Origin of the sequence: Enterobacter sp. MGH85 (assembly GCF_001037655.1) — a bacterium.
Taxonomy (GTDB): domain Bacteria; phylum Pseudomonadota; class Gammaproteobacteria; order Enterobacterales; family Enterobacteriaceae; genus Enterobacter; species Enterobacter intestinihominis.
This window is the reverse complement of record NZ_KQ089925.1, coordinates 2815250-2827250: the sequence shown is the minus strand read 5'-3', so window position 1 is coordinate 2827250 and position 12001 is coordinate 2815250. Positions and strand designations below refer to the sequence as shown.

Annotated in this window: 10 protein-coding genes and 1 pseudogene; all 11 read right to left on the bottom strand. The window is 58.2% G+C overall.

Annotation, left to right across the window (positions count from 1 at the left end):
- Positions 1–114: 114 nt before the first annotated feature.
- Positions 115–759: a protein phosphatase CheZ gene (gene cheZ / locus SK51_RS13310; RefSeq protein WP_022648501.1), complete on the bottom strand. Its 645-nt coding sequence runs from the start codon at positions 757–759 to the stop codon at positions 115–117.
- A gap of 10 nt (positions 760–769) precedes the next feature.
- A complete protein-coding gene (gene cheY, locus SK51_RS13305) occupies positions 770–1159 on the bottom strand; it encodes a chemotaxis response regulator CheY (protein WP_000763862.1) in 390 nt (129 codons plus the stop codon).
- 17 nt (positions 1160–1176) lie between these two features.
- Positions 1177–2226, bottom strand: a complete 1050-nt coding sequence (locus SK51_RS13300; protein WP_014884341.1) for a protein-glutamate methylesterase/protein-glutamine glutaminase — start codon at positions 2224–2226, stop codon at positions 1177–1179.
- Positions 2223–3089, bottom strand: a complete 867-nt coding sequence (gene cheR, locus SK51_RS13295; protein WP_017384409.1) for a protein-glutamate O-methyltransferase CheR — start codon at positions 3087–3089, stop codon at positions 2223–2225. The genes SK51_RS13300 and cheR overlap by 4 nt, the downstream gene beginning before the upstream one ends.
- Positions 3090–3108: 19 nt before the next feature.
- Positions 3109–4710: a methyl-accepting chemotaxis protein IV gene (gene tap, locus SK51_RS13290; protein ID WP_032676183.1), complete on the bottom strand. Its 1602-nt coding sequence runs from the start codon at positions 4708–4710 to the stop codon at positions 3109–3111.
- A gap of 44 nt (positions 4711–4754) precedes the next feature.
- Entirely contained in the window at positions 4755–6422 is a 1668-nt protein-coding gene (gene tar, locus SK51_RS13285; RefSeq protein WP_023306492.1) for a methyl-accepting chemotaxis protein II, read from the bottom strand.
- Positions 6423–6508: 86 nt separating this feature from the next.
- Complete coding sequence (locus SK51_RS13280; protein WP_023300457.1) at positions 6509–7471, bottom strand: Csu type fimbrial protein; 963 nt, start codon at positions 7469–7471, stop codon at positions 6509–6511.
- Positions 7468–9852, bottom strand: a complete 2385-nt coding sequence (locus SK51_RS13275; protein ID WP_048206765.1) for a fimbria/pilus outer membrane usher protein — start codon at positions 9850–9852, stop codon at positions 7468–7470. Before SK51_RS13275 ends, SK51_RS13280 begins: the two co-directional genes overlap by 4 nt.
- Positions 9828–10589 (bottom strand): fimbrial biogenesis chaperone, encoded by a 762-nt coding sequence (locus SK51_RS13270; RefSeq protein ID WP_023306493.1) that lies wholly within the window; start codon positions 10587–10589, stop codon positions 9828–9830. Before SK51_RS13270 ends, SK51_RS13275 begins: the two co-directional genes overlap by 25 nt.
- A gap of 16 nt (positions 10590–10605) precedes the next feature.
- Positions 10606–11151 (bottom strand): annotated as a pseudogene (locus SK51_RS13265) (Csu type fimbrial protein).
- A gap of 7 nt (positions 11152–11158) precedes the next feature.
- Complete coding sequence (locus SK51_RS13260) at positions 11159–11731, bottom strand: spore coat protein U domain-containing protein (protein WP_022648508.1); 573 nt, start codon at positions 11729–11731, stop codon at positions 11159–11161.
- Positions 11732–12001 lie beyond the last annotated feature (270 nt).

Sequence of the window (12001 nt, the reverse complement as noted above, 5' to 3'; positions counted from 1 at the left end):
ATGCCAGCGCAGAGAAAATCCAATGGCGGGAAAAGCCCGTTAATTCGGGCTCTTTTCGCTGTTTTTGTTCTGAACAACCTCAGGCCGCGTTCACAGCCTGAGGCAGAAGGGCAATCAGAAACCAAGACTGTCCAACAGATCGTCCACCTGATCCTGGCTTGCCACCACGCCCGCTTTGCTGGTGTCAAGCTGTGGACCATTGAGCAGGCTTTCGTTCTCGCGTTTCGGACGGGCAGCCGGTTCCGGAATATTTTCCAGCAGCACCATCAACAGCTGACGTTCAATCTCCTGAATCACATCCATCATGCGCTTGATCACCTGGCCGGTGAGGTCCTGGAAATCCTGCGCCATCATGATGTCCAGCAGTTGCGCATTGGTGAAGCTGGTGTGCCCTGGCACATCGCCCAGGAACTGACGGGTGTCCGTTACCAGTTCGCGGGCATCCGCCAGCTCAATGGGGTTCTCAAACCACTCATCCCAGCGTTGGGTCAGCGCTTTCGCCCCCTTCTCCATCGCATCCTGGTGCGGCTGTGACGCCTCAACGCTGTTCAGCGCTCGCTCGGCCGCCTGCGCGGTCATCTGCACCACGTAGTCCAGACGGTCGCGCGCGTCGGGGATGGCTTCCGCCGCTTCGGCGATAGCCTGGTCCAGCCCCAGCTCACGGAGGCTGTCGCGCAGCATGCGGGTCAGGCTACCAATACGGGCAATAATGTCGCTCGGCGAATGTTCTTCAACGGGTTTCATAGCAGGTTGCAACATTTCCATCACCTCACATGCCGAGTTTCTCGAAGATCTTCCCGAGCTTCTCTTCCAGAGTCGCCGCGGTGAATGGCTTCACCACGTAGCCGCTTGCGCCCGCCTGTGCAGCGGCAATAATGTTCTCTTTCTTCGCTTCTGCGGTCACCATCAGCACCGGCAGAGAGGCCATGCCTGCATCCGCGCGGATGGTTTTCAGCAGTTCGAGACCGTCCATGTTCGGCATGTTCCAGTCGGAAATCACAAAACCAAACCCGCCAGCCTGGAGTTTGTTCAGCGCATCCACCCCGTCTTCTGCTTCTTCAACGTTGTTGAAGCCTAGCTCTTTTAGCAGGTTGCGCACAATGCGACGCATGGTGGAAAAGTCATCCACAACCAAAAACTTAAGCTCTTTATCCGCCATAAAATAATACTCCTGAGTCAAATACGTATTGCCTGTCCGGCACTGATTTTCGCCAGCATCTGCTGGCTTACCTGGCTAAGATCGACCACTTCGCTTACGCCACCCATATTGATGGCCTCGCGCGGCATGCCGAACACCACACAACTTGCTTCATTCTGCGCAATCGTCCAGGCGCCAGCCTGGTGCATCGCGAGCATTCCGGCGGCGCCGTCGTTGCCCATCCCCGTCAGGATCACCCCCACGGCGTTGCGCCCCGCATGTTTCGCCACCGAATGAAACAGCACATCCACCGACGGACGGTGCCGGTTAACCGGCGGCCCGTCATGAATTTTGATTTGATAGTTCGCCCCGCTGCGCGCCAGCTCCATATGTTTGTCACCCGGGGCGATATACGCGTGACCTGGCAGCACGCGCTCGCCGTCTTCCGCCTCTTTCACGCTGATCTGGCACAGCTTATTCAGGCGCTCCGCGAATGAGCGGGTAAACCCCGGCGGCATATGTTGCGTAATCAGGATACCCGGGCTTGAGAGCGGCAATGGCTGGAGTACATGGCGAATTGCCTCTGTTCCTCCGGTTGACGCCCCAATGACCAGCAGTTTTTCCGAGCTGAGTAACGGTCCGGCCTTCAGGGTTGCCGGCGCGGCCATCGGCTTGTGGGCCGCCAGTTTTGCGCGCGACGCGGTACGGATTTTCTCGGCGATCATCTCGCTGTACGCCAGCATCCCCTCGCGAATGCCGAGCTGCGGCTTGGTGACAAAATCCACCGCCCCCAGCTCCAGCGCGCGCAGGGTGATTTCTGAACCTTTACCGGTCAGAGATGAAACCATCACCACCGGCATCGGGCGCAGGCGCATTAATTTTTCCAGGAAATCGATGCCATCCATGCGTGGCATTTCGACATCCAGCGTCAGCACGTCGGGGTTATATTTTTTGATTAAATCCCGCGCGACCAGCGGATCGGGCGCTGTTGCCACCATCTCCATATCGCTGTGGCTATTGATGATTTCGGTCATGATCTGACGCATCAGCGCAGAATCATCGACAGACAATACCCTGATTTTACTCATGCTTTTTCCTTACTCAGCGCATAAACCGTTTGCCCACGCAGGCTAAACTCACGCACGAGGTTGCTGAAGTTTTCCGAGTGCCCGGCAAACAGTAAACCGTCAGGCTTGAGCAACGGAACAAAGCGACGCAGAATGTCCTGTTGCGTCGTTTTATCAAAATAGATCATCACGTTACGGCAAAAAATGGCGTCGAATGGCCCCGGCACGTTGTACTGCTTATCCAGTAAATTAACGGGAGCAAATTCCACGCAGTTCGCCAGCTCCTGGCGTACGCGCACCAGTCCTTCATGCGGGCCGGTACCGCGCATGAAGTAACGCTGTAGCTGCTGAGGAGACAGCGTTTTTAGTTCATCCTGGCGATAAACGCCGTTACGGGCTTTTTCCAGCACTTCGGTGTCGATGTCGCTGGCGTACACTTTCCAGCGGCCCGGCGCCATTCCCAGGGTGTCTGCAAGGGTGATGGCCAGCGAGTACGGCTCTTCCCCGGTAGAGGCTGCCGCGCTCCAGACGCGATACTCTCCGCTACGGCGACGGGCGTGTTCCGCCAGCACCGGGAAGTGATGCGCCTCGCGGAAAAACGCGGTCAGGTTGGTGGTTAATGAGTTGATAAATGCCTGCCATTCGGCGCTGTTCTGGTTCGCTTCGAGCATGCTCAGATAGCGGCCAAAATCATCCAGCCCCAGCGTGCGCAAGCGCCGCACCAGCCGGTTGTAGACCATGTCTCGCTTATGGTCCGCAAGCACGATCCCCGCACGCTGGTAGATTAACTGACATATCCGACGAAAATGCGCGTCGGACAGCGCGAGGCGCTGTGTCATCTGCAACAATAATGACGTTTGCCCTGAGGGCATGGGTGATGTCATAGCGCCTTCTCAATCACATTCAGGATACAACGGGTACGGCCTGTGACCGTCCGACTTCTGTTACTGCTTCAACATGCTCTTTCACATTAAATACGGCGACCAACCCGGTAAGGTGATCCGCCTGGTTTGCCAGCTGATCGGTAGCCGCCGCCGCCTCTTCCACCAGTGAGGCGTTCTGCTGCGTAACCTGATCCATCTGTGTAACGGCCTGCGCCACCTGCTCAATACCACGGCGTTGTTCATCAGACGCCGAGGCAATCTCGCCCATAATGTCGTTAACCCGCGTCACGGAGGTGACAATCTCGTGCATGGTCTGCGCGGCGGTATCCACCAGCGCGGAGCCCTGCTGAACGCGGGAGACCGACTCTTCTATCAGCCCTTTGATCTCTTTCGCCGCGTTGGCGCTGCGACTGGCGAGGTTTCGGACTTCACCGGCAACCACCGCGAACCCGCGCCCCTGCTCTCCGGCACGCGCCGCTTCAACGGCCGCGTTCAGCGCCAGAATATTGGTCTGGAACGCGATACCGTCGATGACGCTGATAATGTCGCCAATTTTCTGCGAGCTGGCGGCAATCTGCTGCATCGTGCTGGCGACGTGAGAAGCCTGGTCGCCCCCACGTTTCGCCGTCATCGCCGCCTGTTTTGACAAGTCGGACGCCTGACGCGCGTTATCGGCGTTCTGGCTTACCGTCGCGGTCAGTTGCTCCATGCTGGCCGCCGTCTGCGCCAGCGATGCCGCCTGCTGTTCGGTGCGGGATGAGAGATCGTTATTGCCTGCCGCAATCTCGGAGATCCCGGTATGCATGGCGTAACTGCCCTGACGAACGTTGCTTACGGTTTCCCGCAGCGAACTCTGCATCGCCTTCAGGCTGGCGAAAATCGCTGATATTTCATTCCTGCCATACACGGCCACCGGACGCGCCAGGTCGCCCTTCGCCATACTGTCGAAGTGGCTGCTGACGATCGCCAGCGGCTGGACGATCATTTTGCGCGACCACCACAGCGAGCCGCCGGTCAGCAGGGCGGCCAGGATCACCATGGTCAGGAAAATCACCCCTGACATGCGGTAGCTGGTACGGCTGTCCGCACCGGCACGCGCCACAAACTGGTTAATATCCTGCTGCCATGCGTTAAAGCTGTCGTCAAATGCCGCCTGAGACGCCTGCACCGGCGCGGTCAGGAAGTCAGAAAGCTGGTTGTTCTCCAGCCACGTCGCCTGATGGTCGAGATCGCCGTACCACACATCAAAGTTCTTTTTCATGGCGACCTTCAGCGTTTTCTCTTTCTCACTCACCGCCTCCTGCGCCGTAAACGCCTTAAACTGCGCGTCGGCCTGCTTCAGGCTGCTGCGGGCCACGACCATCAGCGCCTTAATATCATCCGGCGGATAGCTCAGCGCGGTTAACGTCCCTGCTTTGTTCAGCGCAGTGCTTGCCTGTAACAGCACGGCACGCGTTTGTGCCAGTGCGGAGCGCTGCTGATTACTCGTCTCAACTTCCTGCAAATTCTGATAGCCATCGCGAAACGCCCAGAAAGACAACCCGTTACTGCCAACCTGCAAAACCCCACACAGGATCAGAATCAAAAACAGTGTGGTCGAGATACGAATACGATTTAACATCCACGCTCCCATCAAGCGGCAAGCAGCCGCGGTTTAATTGTCAGTCAAAATGTTTCCCAGTTTTCATCTTGTCCGGTCACCGCTGCGCGCGTAGGTGTTGTCACGGGCGCCGGGGTTGCTTCGCTGTACGCCGACCGCGAGCTGACCGTATTTGTTGTTTTTGAAGTAAGACGGAACGCCGAGACGGCCATTTTCAGGCGGCTCGCCTGATCCTCAAGCGCAGCGGCCGCGGCAGCGGACTCCTGCACCAGGGCGGCGTTTTGCTGCGTCACACGATCCATTTCCGATACCGCCAGAGCGACCTGGTCAATACCACGACTCTGCTCATCCGATGCAGAGGCGATTTCACCCATGATGTCCGTCACGCGCGTCACGGCATTCACGATGTCATTCATGGTTTCACCCGCACTTTCCACCAGCACCGAGCCGGTATCCACGCGTGAAACAGAGTCTTCAATCAGGGCTTTGATCTCTTTCGCCGCATTGGCGCTGCGGCTGGCGAGGTTACGTACTTCGCCAGCGACCACGGCAAACCCACGTCCCTGCTCGCCCGCACGCGCCGCTTCAACGGCCGCGTTCAGCGCGAGAATGTTGGTCTGGAAGGCGATGCCGTCGATAACGCTGATGATATCGGCGATTTTCTTCGAGCTGTCGGCAATGTCATGCATGGTTTTCACCACGCCGTCGACCACCCGACCGCCGCGCTGGGCGGTGTCGGACGCGCTTTCTGCAAGCTGCGACGCCTGACGGGCGTTGTCGGCATTCTGCTTCACGGTCGCGGTGAGCTGCTCCATGCTTGCCGCCGTCTCTTCCAGAGCGGACGCCTGCTGTTCGGTACGGGACGAGAGATCGTTGTTGCCCATCGCGATTTCACTCGTGCCGGTATAGATGGCATCCGCCCCCTCGCGCACGTTGGCGACGGTATCAATCAGCGAACGCTGCATATGGTCGACGCTGGTCGCCAGCTCGGTGATCTCGTTGCGACCAGAAACGGTCAGCGTTTTCGTGAGATCGCCCCGGCCAATATCGCGGATATGGGCAATGACGCGGCCAAGCGGATTAAGAAGGATATGACGAATGCCGTACCACACGGCCACCAGCACGATGACAAGCGCGAGGGCGAGCACCGCCATCTGCCATTTCGCGAAACGGTAGTCGTTCTGGCTTTGCGTAAAGGCGGAGTGATAAAGCTCGCCGCTGGCTTTGGCGTACTCGCCGAGCGCCGCGCCGAGGGCGTTCTGCATGCCCTGGGTCGGCTGCGCGAAATAGGCGTCCATATTGCCCTTCTCCAGGAACTGCACCAGCTCCGTGAGGCCGGCGAAGTAGGCCAGATATTTTTCATCTATGTTCGCGCTCGCCTGCGCCATTGCGGGCTGAGGGGCGATTTTTTTGAAGGCCTCGTAATGTTTCGCCGCGTCTGCCAGCGTGGCGCGCGCATTCTTCAGCAGTTCCGTTTTTGCGCTGCTCTGCTGGTTGTTCGGATCCATCATCATGCGGGCAGACGAGCGGCTCAGATTGATACGCGTCTGCAACATCAGATCCCAGGTTGTGGTCAGTTCGCTTTGCTGCATCCGCAAATCGTTCGAGGCCGCGAAGCTGTCCTGGTTCTGTTTTAACGAGGAGAAAAAGAGGCCGCCAGAAATAAGCTGAAGAAGTGCGAAAATGACCAGCACCATCATAAGCATTGTGACAACGCGGATACGGTTCAACATACAACACCTTCTCATCGATTGATTAACGGTGTTATCGGCAGGGGCCACGGGAACTTTACATTTGCGAAAGGGAAAAGCGCGGGGAGTCAGAACGCGACGTCAACGATCAGCGTGTCGGTGTAGGTTCCGGCAGGCGGCGTGGCCTGGCTGGTCAGGACCTTAGCGCTGTAGTTATAGGTGCGTAAAAGCCCGTCGGTACTGACCTGGGATGAGCTGGCGCTGGCCCAGCGCTCGCTGCCACTGCCGCCCCAGCGGTTGCTGGTCGCCTCTTTATAGATGTCGTAACTCATAAAATTGCTGCCGCTAACCATACGACGAACGTTGTTCAGGGCGTTTGCTCCATTATTAATGCCTATGGTGTAGGTGCTGCCCTTGGTGCAGGTGACGGCGATCGACTGCGAAACGGTGGGAAAATTTTGCACCAGCGGCGCGCTGTTAAAATTCACGTCCGGCGTGGTCATCGTGCTGCAATCGTTGGTGACGGTCATGTTGAGGAGAATGGAGGTAGTTGCCGTGCCGGTTTGCGGGGTCAGGCATAGCCCGCCCGCGCCAACGGCGCACACGTTGTAGTTGATGCTGAACGTTAACAACACCTGGTACGGCCCGGCCGTGACGTTCTGCCCCGGCACAGTACGGAAATAAAGCGGAATGTTGTAGCGCCTTGACCCCAGCAGCCCGAGCAGGGTGTTGCCATTCCAGGTATAGGTTTTGCTGATTTGTACTTCACTGTTTCCGCCGCAGCCAGTGGCACCGCACAGGCGCGTGGGGATAACGTCCGCGATGGCCGCATTATCGGTACGTTTCATGGTGGCGCGGCTGTTGGCGGCTATCGACGCCGAGGTGTAGGTCAGCGTCACCGAGTCGTTGGTTAGCAGGTTGAGAACAGTATCGCAGGACACCACCAGCGTGCCGGTGGTTTGCACCTCCCCCGTACTGCTCAGGGCGAATGAGGTGACGCTGCCAAACGAGGCGTTCACCGTACTGACGGTGCAGGCCGCCCAGCCGCTGCCCGAGAACAGCAGCAGTATGGCTATCAACAGGCGTTTCACGGCGCCTCCCGGCAGGTCAGCGGACCGTAGGTTTGCAGCTTATGCTCGGGATTTGCGCCCACATTCAACGTTGCGATACAGCGTTTACCGTCCGGGGTGATGACCTCCAGAGGATTCACATCGTTGAGGTTTTCCAGCCAGGCGAGGCCGTCGTAGCCAACAACCGCGCTACTGCGGGACGCGCGTTTGACCTGGCTTCCCACCGGGATCGCATTGCCCTGCGCGTCATGCAGGATCACGCTGGCAACCCGCTCCTGCTCCATCGGGAAATCCACCAGATAACCGTTATGCCGACGAATCGCCACCCGACGCTCGGTCTCTTTCAGCCGGGTATCCGCAGGTAAGTTCAGGGTATCAATGCGGTAGCTCGCCGGGTAATAGGCGGAAACGCCGCTGACCAGCAGATAACCTTTGTTATTGGTTTTACCAACCGGCTGGTTCTCGTAGCTGACGGGTACGTCCGGATGTCCGTCGGTGCTTATCACCACAAACGCATCGTTGATTTTGTTCGCCGCAAACAGCTCACCGTCCATCAGGACGACAGAGCCCATCGCCTCGCCCCACCAGGTCATCATCCCCTTCTCACCGTAGCCGCCGCCCTGAAGCTCAACATTGTTATTCCGCCAGCCGAGCGTGGCCTGTTGATAGTTACTCGACCGCGACTGGTTGGCCCAGGCCATGTTCCAGCTAAAGCCGCCGTCAGACGGCATCGAGTGGTTGTAGTTAATGCGTTGAGTGCTGCCTGCGTCAGGCGTGTTTTCAAAGGTAACGGCGGCGCTGTCACGTTCGCCCAGAGGGACCTGCAACGACAGCGCAACCGTCCAGTCGTCCCGCTGCTGGTCACGGCTGGCCGCCAGGTAAATACTGCTTGAGCGCCACAGATTTCGGCTCCAGGAGAGGTTGAGCAGCTCGGTTTTCCGGCTGTCAAAACTCTCCACGCCGATCCACGCCGCACCGATATTGCCGTAATCACCGAGGTTAAAGGTTAAGGAGTACTGGTCGGTATTGCGGCTCAGGCTGGCAACGGGGTTATCATATTCATCATAAACGGTGGGCTGATCGTACAGGGCGAGGTTGCCGAAGCCGCGGTCGCGTCGGGTATGCTGGGTCGCTACGCTAAACTCGCTGGTGCTGTACTGATAGCCCCAGTTCATCTGGCCCCCTTCGTCGCCGCGCATCCGGCTTTGGGTATAAGACGTATTCACCACGCCAAAACGCCCGAGCTTCAGCACCGTGCCCGCGCCGCCGAGCGCCAGCGACTCCGCCCCTTCCGCATGCCCCTCCAGCGTCAGCCAGTCGGTCACCCCGTAGCGATACGATCCGCTGCCCGCCGCCGGGCCATAGTCAAAATTCTCTATACCGTAGTTGCGCCGCAGGCTGCCCAGCGTCACGGCGCCGTCGCTTAACCCCTGCTTCAGCAGATCGCTGCTGACATAAAACGGCAGTGTGGTGCTCACCTGACGTCCCAGCGCGTCGGTGGTGACCAGTACCGCATCCCCTGCGCCGTTGATGTACGGCAGGTTAGTGAGGGTAAACGGCCCCGGCTGAAGGCGGGTGGAGCCGGAACGGTAGCCATTAATAAAGAGATCGACCGAGGTCGGGACGGCCGCCTCACCGGAAAACGCCGGCAGCGGCCAGGTCACCAGATCCGGACGCAGGGAGAAGTCGCGCCCGTAGCTGATCCCGCCCATCCGCACGCTGGTGCTCCAGCTCAGCGCATCGCTGATGACGTCCCCGACGGTCCAGGTGGTGGCATCCTCCTCGTTGGTGATCAGCAGGGTTGAGTCATAGCGCACGTATCCTTCCTGCTGCCCGCTGCTTCCGGCGAAATTCTGTCGGGCGTACCCAGTCGAAGAAAACGAATAGTCTTCGTTGAAATAGCGGAACTCATGCCACCCCGACGCCTGGCCGCCCGTGTGCTCGGTATGGTTGGTATAAACGTCGTAGTTGAGCAGCGCGCCCCGGCCATAATGCGGCTTGCTTTGCGCGCTCTGACCGCTAAACGACGTGATCCGCGCCGCAACCCAGTCCCGGGGGACCGTCAGCATGAGCCGCTGGGCGCTGCTGTCATACTCTACGCGTACCGATGAGAGCGTTGAAAGGTTCACCTCTCCGGCAGGCACATGCTCCTGCGGCAGTCCGGCGCGAAGCAAATCCGCTCCTGAAATAAACCAGGCGCCCTCGCGCTGCGTCACCGGCACCACCAGACCCGTGTCATAGTGGTTCAGCACCAGGGCGAGCTGGAATACAGCTTCGCCGTTCATCGTCCGCGCGTCCGGCGGCGGCGGTAAACTGTCGTCGCCGGTTTCGGCAAATGCGCTGGTACTGACGCAAAGCAGGATCATCATCGCCGGTTTCAGTTGACGGGCGTCGATTGCCATTGCGTATCCCTGGCATTAATTTGCGCGCTCATCCGATTCGGCTGATAAATCCCTGCCGGAAGCGGCCAGCTTCGGGTGCTGCCTGGCAGCACATAACCCAGCAGCCCCTCGGCAACCGTGCGTTTTTGCCCGCCCTGCTCAACCGCAACCTGGCTGAGCCTGACGTGAACGTTCCCCTGATTGCGGACCTCAAGCGCGGGTTTCCCCTCCTCCTGAATGACCCGCCAGTTGAGCTGATGAGTGTTCGCCAGCGCGTGATGCTCTCCCTCGTTGAGGGTGGGGATCCCCTGTCCATAAACAAATAAGGGAATGGAATAGCGCATTTGCAGTTTGAGGCCCATAGACGGTTCCGCTTTGGCATCCGGCTGGGGAATCTCATCCACAATGATGCGGTAGGCTTGCTCGACGCCGGACGGGATCGTCCCCTGCTTAATCAGGCGAATAAGCTGTTTACTGCCCTTAGCGATAGTCACGATCGGCGGGCTGGCGACCACATCCTGCTGGGCGGTGTAACGCTCATATCCGCCCTCCTGTTTCCAGCGCACAATGCGTATCTGCATTGTCGTGGCGCTGTTGCCCTGATTCTGGATCCACAATTCAGTTGCTCTGGCGTCTGCCGAAAGCCACGGATCGATAGGCCAAAGAAGAATGGTTGCGGCTGCTTGCGCCTTAACCGCTGTAAGGGCCGTTATCCCCAACAGACTCAACAGGCCTGACCGCCTGAAAAATGGCTTCATCAATGCTCTCCCTTTCCTACCATGACAAGGTCACGGTGAGTTGATCTGAATACGTTCCTGACGGGCTAAACCCGGTCAAAAGCGCGACGCCAAAAAGAGGCAGCGCGATGTTATTGCTGTTGGTATAGGTAATCGGTATTGCCTAGTTAACCCCAATTTCACTGTTTGCGGCCAAAGAGCTGCTGCTGTAGAGCCGGTAACCGACCACCTCTGTCCCGCCTGAACGCGTCATCCGCCGCACAGAGCTATAATTCTGACCGCCATTAATGCTCATACTTAGCGCCACACCCGGTGTGCAGGCGATGGACAACGCGCCGTCGGCAACAAAGCTGGTGCTGACCGGTGCGCTCTCCACGCCGCTGCGGGTCCCGAAATTCAGCGTACCGAAACGCCCGCCGGTGCCGGTGCTCACCGAGCATCCAGGCACAACCGTCGCGCTCACCCTGAATGACTGAGACGTCACCGCCCCGGCGTCTGGGATCAACATCAGCCCGACCAACAGGGTTAAAAAAGGGTGCACGACGCCCTCTGCGCTGTCGCGCAGACATAACAATGCCTTCATGGCTGAATCAGTAGGTGACGCTGACGTTAATCGTGTCGGTATAGGTTCCCGGTACGACCGTTACGCTATTGCCGCCGCCCGTAATGCGTGCGTAGAGGGTGTAGCTATCCACCCCACCCGCAGTAGAGGCGACCGGCAACGCGGCATTGTTCGCAACCACGTTGTTGTAACCGCTATCGCTGAACAGGCTGTAGGCAACGCCCTGCGCCGCATTGGCGGTGTTGACCAGATAGCGGCCCGGCGTACCTGGGGTGCCGACAACGGTTCCGGGTGCGGTAGCGTTAGTGTTGCCGGTGATCGCCACCGTGTAACTGGCAGTGGTACATTGAATGGTAAAGGTGTTTCCTCCGCTGGCACCGGTTAACTGGGTTGTCAGGGTGGAGAATGTTGCAGGATGAGTGCCGAAATCCAGCGTCCCGAAGTTAATGCCGTTTTGCGTTGGCGAGCCGTTGATCAAGCAGCCGTTGGTCAGCGTCAACGTCGCGCCGATAGTGCCGCTACTGGTGACCGCGAGAGCCTGACCGACCGTTGCCGCCGTCAGCAGCGTGCCCGCGCAGATAAAAAGAAGTTTTCTTTTCATTTACCACCCTCCAGAAGAAATATAGGTTCGCTTGCCATATTTTATTCATACTGTTCAGTATGTTAGCCCCGCTTAAACATTCCCCGGCGCGGTTACTGAGAATTTAGTTTATGGTTAGCACTTCAACCACTTTCATCAAAAAGAGGGCAACCCCGCTCGAATTAACAGGTTATTAACAAACATTACAAAGGGTTAGCAAAAAAAAATGGGCATTATTCTTGCTTAACTTGAGGATATATCGCCTGTAGTGTGATCTGAGTCACAATATAT